Annotated in this window: 16 protein-coding genes; 1 reads left to right on the top strand and 15 read right to left on the bottom strand. The window is 40.2% G+C overall.

What is annotated here, in order from left to right; translation table 11 throughout:
• Window positions 1-14: 14 nt before the first annotated feature.
• The 7 genes from ahpC to HCK02_RS02815 form a co-directional block, all read right to left on the bottom strand.
• Complete coding sequence (ahpC, locus tag HCK02_RS02785) at window positions 15-578, bottom strand: alkyl hydroperoxide reductase subunit C (RefSeq protein ID WP_115753594.1); 564 nt, start codon at window positions 576-578, stop codon at window positions 15-17.
• A gap of 188 nt (window positions 579-766) precedes the next feature.
• The gene (locus HCK02_RS02790) at window positions 767-1,429 is read right to left on the bottom strand and encodes a DedA family protein (RefSeq protein ID WP_167628618.1); all 663 of its coding nucleotides are present in this window, start codon (window positions 1,427-1,429) and stop codon (window positions 767-769) included.
• 286 nt (window positions 1,430-1,715) lie between these two features.
• On the bottom strand, window positions 1,716-2,054 hold the full coding sequence (locus HCK02_RS02795; RefSeq protein ID WP_115753592.1) for a DUF4064 domain-containing protein: 339 nt from the start codon (window positions 2,052-2,054) through the stop codon (window positions 1,716-1,718).
• An 83-nt stretch (window positions 2,055-2,137) separates the two neighbouring features.
• Window positions 2,138-2,866 carry a glucosamine-6-phosphate deaminase gene (locus HCK02_RS02800; RefSeq protein WP_167628619.1) on the bottom strand — a complete coding sequence of 243 codons (729 nt, stop codon included), beginning with the start codon at window positions 2,864-2,866 and terminating at the stop codon, window positions 2,138-2,140.
• A 13-nt stretch (window positions 2,867-2,879) separates the two neighbouring features.
• Entirely contained in the window at window positions 2,880-3,683 is an 804-nt protein-coding gene (locus HCK02_RS02805; protein WP_167628620.1) for a histidine phosphatase family protein, read from the bottom strand.
• 13 nt (window positions 3,684-3,696) lie between these two features.
• Complete coding sequence (locus HCK02_RS02810) at window positions 3,697-5,601, bottom strand: beta-glucoside-specific PTS transporter subunit IIABC (RefSeq protein WP_167628621.1); 1,905 nt, start codon at window positions 5,599-5,601, stop codon at window positions 3,697-3,699.
• A gap of 275 nt (window positions 5,602-5,876) precedes the next feature.
• Window positions 5,877-7,316, bottom strand: coding sequence for a 6-phospho-beta-glucosidase (locus HCK02_RS02815; RefSeq protein WP_167628622.1), 1,440 nt, complete (start codon window positions 7,314-7,316; stop codon window positions 5,877-5,879).
• Window positions 7,317-7,653: 337 nt separating this feature from the next.
• Here HCK02_RS02815 and HCK02_RS02820 point away from each other — a divergent pair, with 337 nt between their 5' ends.
• On the top strand, window positions 7,654-8,115 hold the full coding sequence (locus HCK02_RS02820) for an NUDIX hydrolase (RefSeq protein ID WP_167628623.1): 462 nt from the start codon (window positions 7,654-7,656) through the stop codon (window positions 8,113-8,115).
• A gap of 292 nt (window positions 8,116-8,407) precedes the next feature.
• Here the strand turns inward: HCK02_RS02820 and HCK02_RS02825 are convergent, their stop codons facing one another.
• From HCK02_RS02825 to qoxB, 8 genes are all read right to left on the bottom strand, one after another.
• Window positions 8,408-9,601 (bottom strand): NupC/NupG family nucleoside CNT transporter, encoded by a 1,194-nt coding sequence (locus HCK02_RS02825; RefSeq protein ID WP_167628624.1) that lies wholly within the window; start codon window positions 9,599-9,601, stop codon window positions 8,408-8,410.
• A 64-nt stretch (window positions 9,602-9,665) separates the two neighbouring features.
• Window positions 9,666-10,970 (bottom strand): pyrimidine-nucleoside phosphorylase, encoded by a 1,305-nt coding sequence (locus tag HCK02_RS02830; protein WP_167628625.1) that lies wholly within the window; start codon window positions 10,968-10,970, stop codon window positions 9,666-9,668.
• Between the two features lie 5 nt (window positions 10,971-10,975).
• A complete protein-coding gene (locus HCK02_RS02835; protein WP_122865707.1) occupies window positions 10,976-11,923 on the bottom strand; it encodes a sugar-binding transcriptional regulator in 948 nt (315 codons plus the stop codon).
• 28 nt (window positions 11,924-11,951) lie between these two features.
• The gene (locus tag HCK02_RS02840) at window positions 11,952-13,142 is read right to left on the bottom strand and encodes a phosphopentomutase (protein ID WP_167628626.1); all 1,191 of its coding nucleotides are present in this window, start codon (window positions 13,140-13,142) and stop codon (window positions 11,952-11,954) included.
• A gap of 139 nt (window positions 13,143-13,281) precedes the next feature.
• Window positions 13,282-13,941, bottom strand: a complete 660-nt coding sequence (deoC, locus tag HCK02_RS02845; protein ID WP_167628627.1) for a deoxyribose-phosphate aldolase — start codon at window positions 13,939-13,941, stop codon at window positions 13,282-13,284.
• Window positions 13,942-14,129: 188 nt separating this feature from the next.
• Window positions 14,130-14,462 carry a cytochrome aa3 quinol oxidase subunit IV gene (gene qoxD / locus HCK02_RS02850; RefSeq protein ID WP_167628628.1) on the bottom strand — a complete coding sequence of 111 codons (333 nt, stop codon included), beginning with the start codon at window positions 14,460-14,462 and terminating at the stop codon, window positions 14,130-14,132.
• Complete coding sequence (qoxC, locus tag HCK02_RS02855; RefSeq protein ID WP_167628629.1) at window positions 14,463-15,074, bottom strand: cytochrome aa3 quinol oxidase subunit III; 612 nt, start codon at window positions 15,072-15,074, stop codon at window positions 14,463-14,465. It abuts the gene before it with no gap.
• Window positions 15,062-17,047 (bottom strand): cytochrome aa3 quinol oxidase subunit I, encoded by a 1,986-nt coding sequence (qoxB, locus tag HCK02_RS02860; RefSeq protein WP_167628630.1) that lies wholly within the window; start codon window positions 17,045-17,047, stop codon window positions 15,062-15,064. The genes qoxC and qoxB overlap by 13 nt, the downstream gene beginning before the upstream one ends.
• Window positions 17,048-17,053 lie beyond the last annotated feature (6 nt).

Genomic DNA, 17,053 nt, shown 5'->3' on the forward strand with positions numbered 1-17,053 from the left:
ATTTTTTGCGCTCCTTAAATTTTTCCTACTAGGTCAAGACTTGGCGTTAAAGTTTCTTCCCCTTCTTTCCATTTTGCAGGGCAAACTTCACCAGGATGTTTACGAACGTATTGAGCAGCTTTTACTTTATCGATCAGTGTACTTGCATCACGTCCGATTCCATCTGCGTTGATTTCAACTGTTTGAACAATCCCATCTGGATCGATGATGAATGTTCCACGATTAGATAGTCCTTCTTCTTCATCTAACACATCAAAAATTTGCGAAATCTTGTGCGATGGATCTCCTACCATAATGTAATTAATTTTATTAATGACATCTGAGGAATCGTGCCAAGCTTTGTGTGTGAAGTGCGTATCTGTTGATACAGAATAAACTTCAACACCTAGCGATTGAAGTGTTTCATATTGGTCTTGCAAATCCCCAAGTTCTGTTGGGCAAACAAACGAAAAATCAGCTGGATAGAAACAAACTACGCTCCATTTTCCTTTTAAATCTTCTGAAGATACATCAATGAATTCACCCTTGTGATAAGCTTTTGCTGTGAATTCTTCAACTTCTTTTCCAATTAATGACATTTAAAAATTCCTCCTTCATGTTATCTATAGGATGCAAAGTGACCCTTTACTTCTTTATTATCATGAATTTAGAAAGCAATGTCAACTGCTAATTAAAACATTTATTAAATTGGAATAACTATCAAGTGAAATCAGATACAAGAAAAGCACGTTCCACTTTTGGAACGTGCTTTTTCGAATAGTTATTTTTACTTGGTTCCTTTCTTTGCAAGCTTTGCGCGCAAGAAAGAAATGAACATCGGGATGAGCGATACGATGATAATCCCGATTACAACTATTGAGAAATTTTCTTTGACAATGGGAATATTTCCAAAGAAATAGCCACCAAGTGTGCAAAGGAGTACCCAAACGGTTGCACCTAAAATGTTGTAGTTGAGGAAATAGCGATAGTTCATTCGGCTTGCTCCAGCCACAAATGGCGCGAACGTGCGGATAAATGGCATAAAACGTGCAATGAAAATCGTCTTTCCGCCATGTTTATTGAAGAATGCTTCGGCTTTTTCCATTTTTTCTCGGTTAATGATTTTACCAAACCAGCTATCTTCAGGAATGCTCGTTCCAATTTTTTTACCGATATGATAGTTGACGGTGTCGCCAAGTACTGCTGCTAGCCAAAGAACGATGATTAGCGGGACAATTTTCAAAATGGAACCGTCTAGGACTGCGAGTGCTCCAGCTGCGAACAGTAATGAATCTCCCGGTAAAAACGGGAAAATAACAAGTCCAGTTTCAACAAAGACAATAACAAACAAAATAACATATGTCCAAATGCCGAATGTATTAATAATTTCTACTAAATGCTGGTCAATATGCAAGATAAAACTAATTAACCAAGAGATAAAATCTACCAAGCCTTCACTTCCTTTTCGTGTATTGTGTCCATTTTAACACAACTTTTTCCAATATTTATCATTCTTAAGTGTGATTTAACGAAATTTTAACAAACGCTAAAGATGTAGTTTTTTACAATTGTCAATAAATTGCCACATTATTTTGCATCAAAACGTGGTATGATAGTGACACAGGATTTTACTGTATGAAATTCATTCGAAGGAAAATAACGTCTTACAGGCACAAGGCGTTATTTTTTTGTACAAAAAGAGAGGCACGCCGCGATGGCGTGCCTCTCTTTTTGTTTTATTCCCCATCAAGCGCGATTTCTTCTTGGTTGACTAAAGCAATTAAGCCTCCTAGACCTAGAAGCATGATTGGGATTAGGAACATTACTGAAACAGACATTGTTCCGCCAATCGCCGCTGCGATCATGAATACTGCCCCCATGCGTGGTTTGTGAGCTACAACGAATGAGCCAACAAGACCAAGAATAGAAAGAATAAGCGTACCAGCTGTTAGTAGGTAGAAGAAAAACGATTCTTCTTCTAAAGCTTGTGAAATACCAGGGATAGTAAGTACCATTAAACTAAAAGCAATGGCCAGCGCTGACCCCAAAAAGCCAAGTAATCCTTCTAATTTCATAAATAACTCTCCTTTTTTGTGCTTTTATTCTATGTTACCACCTCTCCTGCAAGAAAACAATAAAACGCCTACATTTTCACAGTTTAGTCAAGAAAAGCTTGGATTTCGCTTGCTGCCTCTTCGTCCAACACAACAGTTAGGTTGGGATGCATTTGTAAAATGGAAGATGGGTGTTCGTTTGTAACTGGTCCAAAAAGGGCTTTTCGGATGGTTGCTGCTTTTTTCTGTCCGTTTGCAAATAACACAATTCGTCTGCTTTGCATGACACTTTTCGGCCCCATTGTCACGTAATAATCTGGGCATTTGGATTCGTCTCCACCGACTTCACTGATCATTACTTCGCGCATGCCGGGTGTTGCGTCACTTTCCACGCGTGACGTTAAGCACTCAAATCGAGTAGTTCCTGGAAGGTTGCCACAAAAATGACCGTCTTCGCCGATGCCAAGTAAAATCAAGTCTAATCCGCCGTCTGCCGCGATCCGCGCATCTTGATCTTTGTAATTTTTTTCGTCAAGAACGTGGATGTTGGCTTGGTTGATTTTAGCTGGCGAAAAGTATAACTGATTTAAATTGGACATGGTGACGCCAAATTCTGCACCTTTAACGGGGATTTCATCAAAATTGTAATAGTGAACATTGTTGAAATGCGGCTTGTCACGCACGGCTTCCGCCAAGTATTGATACATTTTAACGGGTGTGCTCCCAGCTGTAATGGCAAGGTTGACTCTTTTTTCTTGTAGCATTTCCCCAAGCAAGATTTGTTCTGCGGTTTTGCTCATCGCATCATAGTCTTGTTCCACGATTATTTTCATTCTGTTGCCTCCTCTAGTCTTTGGATTTGCCTTTTTCGACATAGCTCATATCATTAATGCTCTCAACATGAAATTTTCCATGTTTATAACGAATTTTTGTGACACTTGCATTTTCAAAAGGTTCACCGTGGTAATCATCTGTCAAGTTAGAAACCAAAGCGCCGATGGCCATTCCATGACTTACTAGCAACACATTGCCGCCTTGATCGGCTTGTTTTTTGGCAACTTTTGTGAGTTCTTGTTGCATTCTATTTCGAACGGCTGGATAAGTTTCTGCCATGCCTGTATCATCTAACTTTTGTAATTTCTCGAGACTCTGCTCAATAGTTACTTTCTGCGCCGAAATAGCTTTCATAAGAGTTGGCTGATCTGGATAACCAAACTGTTTGGCAATATCGCCCCACATATTCGCATCCAAATCGCCTTCATATTTGCCAAAGCAAACTTCGCGTAGCTTCTTGCTTTCATGTAATTTTAAATTCTTTTGTCCCTGGGTTTCTAAAATAGCCTCCGCTGTTTCGCGCGCTCTACCAGAGTCACTTGAATAAACTGCATCAAAATGGGTTCCCTTCAAGCCTTTCCCAAGTTGTTCCGCAACTTCCGCTCCAGAATCAATAAGCGGCGAATCCGCAAAGCCTTGAACACGTTTTTCTTGATTCAGCATTGTTTTTCCATGACGTGTCACGTAGATAACAACATCTTTCTCGGTTTTTTTGGAACCATTTGCCTCTTTAGCTCCCTGTCCTGAACCACAGCCAGCTAAAACGAGCAATACTGCCATACAAAGGATCCAAATCTTCCCTATTTGTTTTTTCATTTTACAAGCTCCTTTAAATAACCAGCGTGATCAGCCTGTCGCCTACTTTCACGATTTGGTCATCTACGACTAAAATATCCAAATACTTATCCGAATTCGTTATAATCACTGGCGTTGTTACGTCATAGCCGGCCGCTGTGATTTTTTCGATGTCAAATTCTGATAGTAATTCACCTGCTTCAACCCGGTCGCCTTGCTTAATATGTGTTGTAAAATGTTCACCGTTTAATTGAACGGTATTTAATCCAATGTGAATGAGCACTTCTGCGCCATCATCTGTTTTTATGCCAATTGCATGCCCAGTTGGGAAAACGGTTGTCGCCACACCACTTGCTGGAGCATATACTTTGCCTTCTTGCGGTTTGATGGCTGTTCCTTTTCCAAGCGCACCAGATGCAAAGGCTTCGTCTGGTACTTCAGCCAAAGTAATCACTTCGCCTTCCAAAGGGCTTACCAAAATTTCTCGCTCAATCAGGGTTTCTGTTTCACGGTTTCCTGCTTCTGTCTCTGCTTTTGCGCTCGCTGGGTCTTTAAATCCGAAAATCAAAGTCAGCACGGCGCCAACAATAAATGCTACAACGATCGCGATAATCACCATTAGCACGCTGAAACCAATTGATTCTCCTGGTTTGAAGAAGTTTGGAATACCGAAAATGCCAAGACCGCCCATGATATAAGATTTTACGTGCGCACCGCCAATGATCGCGCCACCAATGGCACCACCGATACAGCTCATGATGAACGGTTTTTTGAGCGGCAGCGTAACACCGTAAATCGCGGGTTCTGTTACACCGAAAATACCCGAGATGAAGGCAGGAACGCTAAGAGATTTGAGTTTTTCGTTTTTCGATTTGATCATGACTGCGAGTACCGCACCGATTTGAGCGAAGGATGCCGCGAAACTCATCGCCAAGATTGGATCAAAGTGCATTTGAGCCAAGTTGTTCATTGCGATCGGGATAAGTCCCCAGTGCAAGCCGAAGATAACAAAGACTTGCCAGAAGCCACCAAGTAAAAGGCCGGCTACAATCGGACTCAAATTGTAAACCCAGATGGTTGCTGCGCCGAGTAATTGTCCTGCCCAAGTTGCAATTGGACCGATGACTAAGAAAGTGAGCGGAACAACAATCAAAAGGGTGAAAAATGGAACTAAGAAAGTTTTCACTACATCTGGAATGATTTTTTTTATCCAGTTTTCAACTTTGGAGCTAAACCAAATCGCAATCAAAATTGGAATAACGGAAGAAGCGTAGCTCATTAAAATGACAGGTATCCCAAGGAAAGTCACATGAATTGGTGAAGCAATAACTGTGCCTTCGAAGAGTGTATATAGCGGTTTTCCTGCCATAATTCCTGCAAGTGTCGGGTAAACCATCGACGCCCCGATAGCCATCCCAATAAAGATGTTCGAACCAAATTTTTTACTTGCTGTGTAACCGAGGAAGATCGGGAAGAAGTTGAACAAGCTGTCCCCTACGGCATAAAGCAATTGGTAAGTACCAGACTGCTCAGTCACCCATCCGAACGCAAGGAACATCGCAGCAAAGCCTTTAATCATCCCGGTTGCAGCTAAAACACCAAGAACGGGCGTAAATACACCGGAAATGAAGTCAATGAATCGGTTAAAAATATTTCCAGTTGCTTTTTCTTCACCAGCTCCTTCTGGATTAATGCCGGCTACTTCAATAAATGTACTATAGACATCTGGAACATTGTTTCCAATAACCACTTGATACTGACCGCCACTTTGTACGACGGAAACAACGCCATCCAAAGCTTTAATTTTTTCAGTATTGGCAATTTTCTCATCTTTAAGTTTAAATCTCAGCCGCGTCACACAATGAAACACGCTATTGATGTTTTCGACGCCTCCGACATTTTCCAAGATGTCCTTTGCGAGTGCTTCATACTTTTTCATCTCTCAAATCATCCTTTCTTATTTTTGGGCAAAAGAAAAACCTAAACTCATTCGAGGAACGTGCGCCAGAAAGCGACACAAAAATTCCTACAAATCAGTTTAGGTTTTGCCCAAAATTGGTAACAATCCTTTTTGATAATCCAACTATATCATATGTGTAAAACGCTTTCAAGACTATTTTTAAATTTTTTTCCTTGGAGTTAAATCATTGATAGACATAAAATGAAAAAGCCTCTCTTGCCGATTCTTGCATCAGCAAAAGAAGCTTTCAACTTTTAGTCTAAATCTGTTCCATTCGAAGCAATCACTTTTTTGTACCAATCAAATGACTTTTTCTTCGAACGATTGAGCGTTCCGTGCCCCTCGTTATCGCGATCAACGTAGATGAAGCCGTAACGTTTCTTCATTTCACCCGTTCCGGCGCTCACAAGGTCAATACAACCCCAAGGTGTGTAACCGATCAGTTCAACGCCATCTTCCATTGCCTCGCGCATCTCACGCACGTGTTCCCGCAAATAATCAATCCGGTAATCGTCATTGATCGAACCGTCCGCTTCCACTTTATCAACGGCGCCAAGCCCATTTTCCACGATAAACAGCGGTTTTTGATAGCGATCATAGATTTCATTCATCGTAATCCGAAGCCCGATTGGGTCAATTTGCCAGCCCCATTCGCTTGCCTCCAAATATGGATTTTTAAGCGTTGCAAAGACATTTCCCTCTGTTTTATCAAGAACCTCGGGGTCAGCGCTTGTTAATTTTGATGAGTAATAGCTAAACGCTACATAGTCCACTGTATGGTCACGAAGCACCTCTAAATCACCGTCAGCAATGTTCAAATTGATATTTTTTTCCTTGAAAAGACGCTTGCTATAACTTGGATAGTATCCACGCGCCTGCACATCCACAAAGAAATAGCCTTCCCGGTCCGCTTCAAGCGCCGCAAAAACGTCTTTTGGATTTGGGGTATTCGGATAGGTGGATCCGGCCGCAAGCATGCATCCAATTTGGTTATCCGGATTGATTTCATGCGCAAGTTTAGTTGCCCGCGCGGATGCTACTAGTTGATGATGAATCGCTTGGTATTTTAGTTCTTCTGGGTTTTCTACGCCCGTTATATCCATACCGCCGCCGAACATTGGAATATGCAAAATCATGTTGATTTCGTTGAAGGTCATCCAATATTTGACTTGGTTTTTATAGCGTTTGAAGATGGTTTCGCAGAAGTTAAGGTAGAAATCAATCGTTTTTCGGTTAGCCCAACCGTTATAGTCTTTCATCAAGCCAACAGGTGTATCGAAATGGTTGATGGTTACAACGGGTTCAATGCCGTATTTTAAGCATTCTGCGAATACGTTATCATAAAATTCAAGGCCTTTTTCATTTGGCATAGTTTCATCGCCATTTGGATAGATCCGTGGCCAGCTGATCGATAAGCGGAAACATTTGAAGCCCATTTCCGCAAATAGTTTAATATCTTCTTTATAGCGATGGTAAAAATCAATGGATTCATGACTTGGATAGTAGTCATACTTGGTTTCCATGGCTTTTTTAGGGTCTTGAAGCGCGTCCCAGCGCCCTCCTTCGGCTGCTGGAAGTAAATCAACGAGAGACAGCCCTTTCCCATCTTCTTGGTAAGCGCCTTCGCACTGATTTGCTGCAACTGCTCCACCCCACAAAAAACCGTCAGGGAAGCGTAAATCTTGTTTTTTCATGTCTTTTTCTCCTCCTATCTTGTCTCTAGTTTCACTATAAACTCTGTAATGCATTACAGAGCAAGAACTTTTTTTGAGGTCGATGAAAAATCCATACGTTATGTAGCGTGTCCCTAAAGTTAGGTTTTTAGCCTGACTTTAGAGGCGCACTACAATATCCGAACGACATGCTCAGTCCCTTCTATATTTGATACCTTTAAAATTTGTCTACAAATCCGAAAATATATTTATAAATGAAATATTCGCATTTTTTGCAATTATGAGCGCGTTTTTATGGTATAATGTGTGCATAAAATTTGAAAAGTATGTGAAACTTAGATTAAAGGCGGGTAAAAACATGGACTACATCAGAGAGATAAGAAAAAAAGTAGGAAATGAAAAAATTATTTTAAATTTTGTAGGAGGCTATATTAAAAATAACGAAGGAGAAATTTTACTCCAAAAAAGAAAGGATAAGAATGTTTGGGGATTTCCAGGTGGAGCTATTGAATTAGGAGAATCCATTGAGGAAGCTCTTGTAAGGGAAATTTTGGAAGAGACGGGGCTTCAAATTAAGATGAAATCCTTAATTGGTATATATTCCAAATACGAAGACAGTTATCCAAATGGTGACAAAGTCCAACCCATTTCCTATTTTTTTGAACTGGAGCTTCTTAGTGGAAAATTATCTACACAAGATGAAGAAACATTGGGCCTTAAATACTTTAAAGAAAATAACATGCCACCGTTAGTTAATAAACAACACGAAGATTTTTTTACAGATTTAAAAAATTATGATGGGCAAGTATTTATTAGATAGAGATCTAAATGCACTGAAACTTTTATTAATGATTTCAAAAATATAACTATGAACTACAAATTCTGTCTAATTGCAGCCATTCTTATAAAAAATTAGATGCATTCAAAATTAGCTGCTCAAAAAACCCTACAATTAAAATTTTCCATATTTATAATTACTCTTTTCAAAACCTACGCCCAAAAAATAATAGGCAGTAGCATAAACAGACTTTCCAACTCGCACGGCTACCTTCCCCATCTATACAAAATTACTTCCATAACAAAAAAAGCGCGCTTCCGCACGCTTTTCCCATTTAAAAATACAATCCAACAATAGTTCCGGTCAAAATCGAAGCAAGTGTTGCTCCTAGCAATAGTTTCATTGAAAACTTCGCAACGGAAACGCTTTGTTTTTCGCTGATCGATTTGATTGAACCTGTGATAATCCCAACTACACTGAAGTTTGCAAATGAAACGAGGTAAGAGGAAATGATCGCATTGCCTTTTGGCGTTAGTTGCGACGCTAATTGATGTAAATCGCCCATCGCTACAAATTCGTTCGTCAATAATTTAGTGGCCATCAAGCTACCTACTTCGGTAATGTCACTAACGGGTACCCCCATCAAGAAGGCGATCGGCGAGAAGATATAGCCCAAAATCTGTGTAAAGCTGATGTGTAAAACGGCTGTAAAAGTACTATTTAAGAAGGTTACAAGTGCTACAAACCCAATTAGCATCGCTGCGACAGTTACCGCTAATTTGAATCCTTGTAAGATATAGTTCCCTAATACTTGGAAAAATGGCTCTTTAGCCGCCTCACCTGTTAATTCGTCTCTTGTGATTTCATCTTCTGGACCTACGTCATAAGGATTTACGATACAGGAAACGATTAATGCAGATAAAATATTCAAGAAAACAGCTGTAACAACGAATTTACCAGGAACAAGTTCCATATATGCTGCAAGAACTGCGGCCGATACGGCACTCATTGCCGATGCACAAATCGTGTATAAACGTTTGGCATTCAATTTTGGAATTTCATCTTTTACAGTTAGGAAAACTTCTGGTTGGCCAAGGATCGCTGTTGAAATCGCAAAATAACTTTCTAGTTCGCCCATTCGCGCCACTTTGTTAAGCGCCCAACCTGTCCATTTGATGATAAATGGTAAAACTTTGATGTAATTCAAGATACCAACTAGTGCCGAAATGAAGACGATTGGCATCAATACGTTTAGGAAAAAGACGGATGCGCCTTTTTGAATGACAAGGCCACCAAATACAAAGTTGATTCCGCCCGCTGCTTGTTCCATCAGCCAGCCGAAAAAGGAGGAAATACTGGATAAAACTTGAATTCCACCTGTTGTATTTAAACACAAGAAGGAAATTACTAATTGTAAGGCAAACATGATGCCCATTTTTTTTAATTTGATGTTCTTGCGATCGCTGCTGACTAGCCAGCCAATCCCAAAAACAAGCGCTAAACCAGTGAATAAAAAGATAAATCGCACGTTTCTTACACCTCTCTCATTAAGTTTACATTTCTATGTCTATTTAAGAAACATTTTTCTGTGATTAATCAATGATTTTATAAATCATTTTTGGTGCCGTTGCTGTCTCCGCAATTTCAACATTTTGATAAATTAAGTCTTTAATGGATTCGATTTCTGCTTCTGGTTGATTGGCATAAATCGTCATTAGTGACTCGCCTGCTTGAACTGCGTCACCAATTTTTTTGTGTAATTCAATTCCAACTGCATAATCTAATTTATCACTAGCTTTTTGTCGTCCGCCACCAAGTAACATACTGGCAATGCCAATTTCATCAGCTGTTATTTTAGCGACAACACCAGCTTCTTTTGCTGGAAGTTCGATTTTATATTTAGCTTGTGGCATGATGGTATAGTCTTCAATCACACGTTCATCGCCACCTTGAGCTTTAATCATTGCTTTGAAACGATCTAGTGCAGAACCGTCAGCAATGGTTTTTTCAAGCATTTGTTTAGCTTCATCAAATGTATTTGCCTTTTCACCTAGTAATACCATATAACTTCCAAGTGTCAACACAAGATCAACTAAATCTTTTGGTCCCTTGCCTTTTAATAAATCAATCGATTCTTCAATTTCTAACGCATTTCCGATTTTATTTCCCAGCGGTTGGTTCATATCCGAAATAAGCGCCATACATTTCATTCCAACACCTTTTCCGATATCAACTAGCGCTTCCGCTAGTTCTGTTGAATCTTCAAGCGTCTTCATAAATGCTCCAGAACCTGTCTTAACATCAATCACAAGTGCATCTGTTCCTGAAGCAATTTTTTTACTCATGATCGAACTTGCAATCAGAGCGATGGAATCCACGGTATCTGTAACGTCACGTAGTGAATATATCTTCTTATCTGCTGGGGCAATATCACCAGTTGCTCCGATAATTGCCAATTTTTCAACTTTTACTTGGCTGATAAAGTCTTTTTCACTGATTTCAATTTGATATCCTGGTATCGCTTCCAATTTGTCTAAAGTACCGCCTGTATGTCCTAAACCGCGACCTGAGATCATCGGAACAGGAATGCCAACTGCCGCAACAACTGCTGCAAGTGGCAAGCTCACTTTATCACCTACGCCGCCAGTCGAGTGTTTATCTACTTTGATACCGGGGATTTCAGATAGATCCAAGTGTTCACCAGATTCCATCATTTTGATGGTTAAGCTCGCACGTTCTTCTTTCGTCATGTTTTGGAAATAAATCGCCATAAGGAGCGCACTGATTTGATAATCAGGAATGGTTCCGTTTACAACACCGTCTACAAAAAATTGAATTTCTTCATCTGTTAATTCGCCACCATTGCGTTTGTGGTCAATTACATCTATCATTCTCATATCTCTTACTCCCTCTCGTAATCTATTAATGCTTGCGCTAGTGCTAAATCGATCACTGCATGATTAGCATAACCTGCTGTTAACACGGCATTTACGCCTGCAAGTTTTGCAACACCACTAGCAACTAGGATTGAATAACGTTTTTCTTTTAAGTCGGATAATTGGATTCCAACTGTTCGTTCATTTAATTTTTCATCAACCAATTCGCCATCTTTATTAATAAAGCGAGAAACAATATCACCAACTGCATGGTCTTGCAGATTTTCTTTTTGGCCTTCATCAAAATAACCTAATTGAAATAATAAAGCACTTTTACGAACTGTTCCGACGCTAAATATAGCAATATTAGCTTTTTTCCCACAATCTAAAACAGCCTTAATAAAACGATCTTGCTCCACCATTTCTTTTGTCACTTGATTATCAAAAATTGTCGGTAGCGGCAAATATTGCGGTTGTGTATGATAAACGCGGCCTAATTCATTAATACTTTCATAGGCGTAAGTTCGTTCATTTTCAAAGTTAACGCTTCCTTTTAATTGTACAACTTGAACGCCAGGGACTTCTTGATTCTCCATTCTCGTGGTTACAGAATGAATAGTCTTTCCCCAGCCGATTCCGATAATATCGTCTGGCCGAACGATCTTGGTCAAAAAATCTGCCGTATAAGCGCCGACACTGTTAATCGACAACGTTTCACCGTTAAAATTCGACGGAACGACCATGATTTTTGCCCCATATTTTTTGGACAATTGCTGCGACAGCTCATCAGCGTTTAACAGCGGGTTAAAAATCTGGATTTTAACAAGACCGCTATCTCTAGCACTTCGTAATAACCGGGAAATGGTCGGGCGAGAAAGATTCAATTTTTTTGCAATGGCAGCTTGCCCCATATTTTCTTCATAATAAAGATGTGCTACTAGCAAACTTTGCTTGATTTTTTCTTCATCTGTCATTGTTATCCTCTTCCTCCCCGTTTTCCCTTTAGTTTAATTCTGCTAAAAAGCTTGTTCCCACTTTGCTACCGGAAACGCCAAAGTTGTCTGTTACAGTAGCGCCTAAATCAGCAAATGTTTTGCGAATGCCTAAACTGTTTCCTTGTTTCATGCTTGGCGAATAAGCTAAAAGTGGCACTTGTTCGCGCGTATGATCGGTTCCTTTAAAGCCTGGATCATTACCATGATCTGCTGTTATCATCAACAAATCATCCTCTTTCAAGTTGGCTAAAACTTGACCGAGTCGTTCATCAAAGTCCATCAAAGCTTGACCAAAACCAATTGGATCACGGCGATGGCCATACATTGAATCAAAATCCACTAAATTTACGAAACAAAAGCCATTGAAGTCTTTTGCCATGACGTGATCTAAATGATCCATGCCGTCCATATTGCTTTCATTATGATAAACTTCATCTAATCCTTGACCGGAAAAAATATCATTGATTTTGCCAATTCCAACTGTATGAATGCCAGCCGCTTGAAGATCATCCAAGTCGGTTTTGCTTGTTGGTTTTAATGCAAAATCATGTCGGTTAGCGGTTCTTGTAAAGTTATCTTTATTCGTTCCCACGTATGGTCTAGCAATGACACGTCCTACTACATATTCAGGGCCATTCACTAAGCCACGAGCAAACTCACAAATTTTGTAAAGCTCATCAACTGGGATGACTTCTTCATGCGCAGCAATCTGTAATACGGAATCGCCCGAAGTGTAAATAATCAAATCCCCAGTTTCTAGCTGATGTTCACCAAGTTCTTTAATAATTTCGGTTCCAGAAGCCGGCTTATTACCAACAATTTTTCGACCTGAGAACTCTGAAATCTTAGCTAGCAGTTCTTCCGGGAAACCATTTGGAAAATAACTGAGCGGCTCTGTAACAGGCAGTCCCATCATTTCCCAGTGACCATCCATACTATCTTTCCCCGCCGAAATCTCTGTCATTTTGCCATAATAGCCAAGCGGCTGTTCCGCCTTCGCCACACCTTCAATCGCAGTTTCTCTAAGATTCGATAAGCCTAATTTTTGCAAGTTTGGTAATTTCAGTTTTCCTTGATACGCTTCACCGACGTGACCTAACGTATCTGAACCAACGTCACCAAATTTATCAGCATCCGGTGCGGCTCCAGTTCCAACAGAATCAATCACGATCGCAAAAACTCGATTGTACTTGTTCATGAAAAAGTCTCCTTCTCTATTAAAGTTACTCGATTACACAATTCATTGTAATTGAGCGAAATACCTGGTTTCTACTTAAATCTTCTTTAAGCAGTTTTTTCGTTATTTCTCTTCTTACATTTTACATGGAATGTCTATCTTAAGCCAATATTTGTTTTGTCGCACTTACACCAAGACGGCTAGCCCCAGCTTCGATCATTGCTAAAGCTTCTTCTTTAGAGTGGATTCCACCAGAAGCTTTCACTCCTAGACGATCTCCAACTGTTTTACGCATTAAAGCAACATCTTCTACTTTTGCACCAGCTGAACTAAATCCTGTTGAAGTTTTCACATAATCTGCGCCAGCTTTTTCTGAAATTTCACAAGCAGCTACGATTTGTTCGTTGTTCAAGTAAGAAGTTTCAATGATAACTTTTAATAATTTGCCTGTTTTGTGAGTTTCTAGAGCCACGTCATGAATATCTTTTTCAACTTCACCATGGTTTCCAGCAATCAGTTCCCCGATATTTAAAACCATATCAATTTCTTCAGCACCATCTTGAATGGCAACTTGTGTTTCGAATACTTTTGATTTCGTTGTTGTCGCTCCAAGTGGGAACCCAACAACAGCGATTGGTTTTACTGTTGAACCTTTCAGTTGTTCTGCAACAAATGGAATCCAGTAAGCGTTAACACAAACAGAAGCAGTGTTATATTTTAATGCTTCCTGACAAGTGACCTCAATGTCGCTTTTTGTCGCATTTGGTTTTAAATTTGTGTGATCTAAATATTTGGCTAATTCTGCAGTCGTTATATTCATTTTTGTAACCCCTTTCTTTTTACAAATTTATCATAGCACACACTTTTACATTTGTAAAATGTATTTTTGAAATTTTGTTCATAAAAAATATAAATCGCTTGAAACGTTGCTACAAAAACATTTTCACCAATAAAAAACAGGAGTCTAGGAAATATTTTCCCTAACTCCTGTTTTATTTTAATAAAATTTTACATTAAATGGTTCATATGTCCGATTTCCATGACCCAATAAGAGCCAATGACAACCACAATCGCAATAAACGCTGCGAAAAGGATGTTGCCGACTTGGATACGGCCATCGCGACCTTCTGTCATGTGCATAAACATCAAAAGCTGTAAGGCTGCTTGAATGAATGCAAAGATGAAGATAATGACTAGCTTCACGCTATAGTTAAGCGAAGAGTAAAGTGCTACCCAAACAGCTAGCAAAGTTAATACGATGGATAAAACAAACCCAATGATATGCTTCCACGGAATACCCGATTCAGCATGTGCGCTATTTGTATTCTTGTTTTCAGCCATTTAGTTCACCATCCCTAACAGGTAGACACCCGTGAAGATGAAAATCCAGACAACATCCAAGAAATGCCAATATAGGCTTGAAATAAAGACTTTGGATGCTGCACGTGGCGTCAAACCGCGCATTTTAATTTGAATGAGGATAAACGTAATCCAGAATAAACCGATCGTTACATGGGCTCCGTGAGTTCCAAGTAGAACGAAGAACGAAGACCAGTAAGATCCAACTTGCATCGTTACGCCTTCCATAATGTAATGTGTAAACTCATAGATTTCAAATCCAACAAAGCCAGCACCTAGAAGTAATGTGATGATCGAATAAACCATCAACATTTTCGTGTTACCTTTTCGCATTTCACCAATAGCTAAACCACAAGTGAAACTACTTGTAAGTAGCAAGAATGTCATGATAAGTACAAGCGGTAGTTCGAACATCTCTGCTGGCGGATGTCCCGCATTCGAACCGGCTTTCATCATCACAAAATAAGTCGCAAAAAGCGTTGCAAAAAGCGCAATTTCTGCACCAAGGAAAATCCAGAAGCCAAGAATGTTCAGTCTCCCTTGTTCAGATTGATACTCAAGTGGAAGGTTCGAATTTGTTTTTACAGATTCCATGGGTTACCCTCCTTTACGCCCGTTTCACGTTCGTGAGCAGCATGCTCTTCTGTCGCACGAATTTCTTCAACTGAAACATGATAACCATCGTCTTTTTGGAAAGAACGATAAATCATGCAGCCTAGTACGCCTAGTCCTCCAAGGAGTCCAAGCCAGTACCAGTAGAAGACAAGACCAAACGCGCCGATGAAGAAGAAGACAGACATCACAAATCCGAGCATTGTGTTGCTTGGCATATGAATAGGCTGATAATTTTTATCGTCCAAGTAAGACTTGCCTTCTTGCTTCTTATTCCAAAAATCATCAATGCTGTGCCATTCTGGTAGAATTGCAAAGTTATATTTTGGTGCAACCGCAGAGCTTGTTGCCCATTCAAGTGTACGCCCAGCTCCGTCCCACGAGTCGCCACTTACTTCGCGTTTTGAATGTTTGAAGCTGTAAACGATATTCCAGCAAAGAATTAAGAATGCTATTCCCATCAGGAATCCTCCGATAGAGGAAATAAAGTTTAAGGTTGTCCAACCGTCTCCTTGTGTATAAGTGTAAAGTCGACGTGGCATGCCGTCGAGTCCCAAGAAATATTGTGGGAAGAAGCAGACATTAAAGCCGATTACAAAGATCCAGAAGAACCATTTACCAATTTTTTCATTCAGCTTGTAGCCAAACAGTTTTGGATACCAGTAAATTAAACCGGCGAAACAAGAGAATACGGTTCCTGCGATCAACACATAGTGGAAGTGAGATACAAGGAAATACGTATTGTGATATTGATAGTCAGCCGCGGCCATGGCAAGCATAACCCCAGTTACCCCACCAATAACAAAGTTTGGTATGAAAGCAAGCGACCAAAGCATTGGTGTATCAAATCGAATCTGGCCTTTATACATCGTAAATAGCCAGTTGAATATTTTAATCCCAGTTGGTATTGCAATCATCATCGTCGTGATCGAGAAGAATGAGTTAACAAGCGCACCTGAACCCATCGTGAAGAAGTGATGGACCCAAACGATGAAACTCAAAATGGAGATGACAACGATGGCAGCAACCATGGCTGGATAACCGAACAGTTTCTTTTTCGAGAAGGTAGAAATAACTTCTGAGAAAATCCCGAATGCTGGCAGGATAACAATGTATACCTCCGGATGCCCCCAAACCCAGAAAAGGTTGGCCCACATCATCGGTAAACCTCCGTTTGCTAGCGTAAAGAATGCTGTCCCGAATAAGCGGTCAAATGACATGAGTGCAAGTGCCACTGTCAAAACAGGGAAAGCAAAGATGATAATTAGGGAAGTGATCAAAATCGTCCAAGTAAACATTGGCATTTTCATCAGCGTCATGCCTTTAGCACGCATCCGCATTATCGTGACAAAGAAATTAATCCCTGTCATAAGCGTTCCTATCCCGGCTATCTGAACACCGAGCAAGTAAAAGTTAATTCCATAACCTTGGCTAAATTCTTCTGCAAGTGGCGCATAGTTTGTCCAGCCTGCTGCTGGAGAACCGCCGATTACAAAGGACAAGTTGAAAAGCATTGCCCCCATGAAGAATGTCCAGAAACTCAAATTATTTAAGAATGGGAATGCTACGTCGCGTGCGCCAATTTGAAGCGGTACTGCGATGTTCATTAACCCGATAACAAACGGCATCGCCATGAACAAAATCATGATCGTTCCGTGTGTTGTAAAGACTTCGTTATAGTGCTGTGCATCTAAAAACTTCATTCCAGGTAAAGCAAGTTGGGTACGCATCATGAGCGCATCCACGCCGCCCCGGAAGAACATTAAAACAGCAGCAATCAAATACATGATTCCAATCCGTTTATGGTCAACGGAAGAAATCCATTCTTTGAAAAGCCATTTCCATTTTTTCGTGTACGTTAACAGCACGACAATCCCAATACTAACGAGTGCAATCGACACTTGCGCACCTAAGATCAGAGGGTCGCCAGTGATGATAAATTCGTTCCATTTCATGTTTTA

This window comes from Listeria valentina (assembly GCF_011800755.1).
Taxonomy (GTDB): Bacteria; Bacillota; Bacilli; order Lactobacillales; family Listeriaceae; genus Listeria; species Listeria valentina.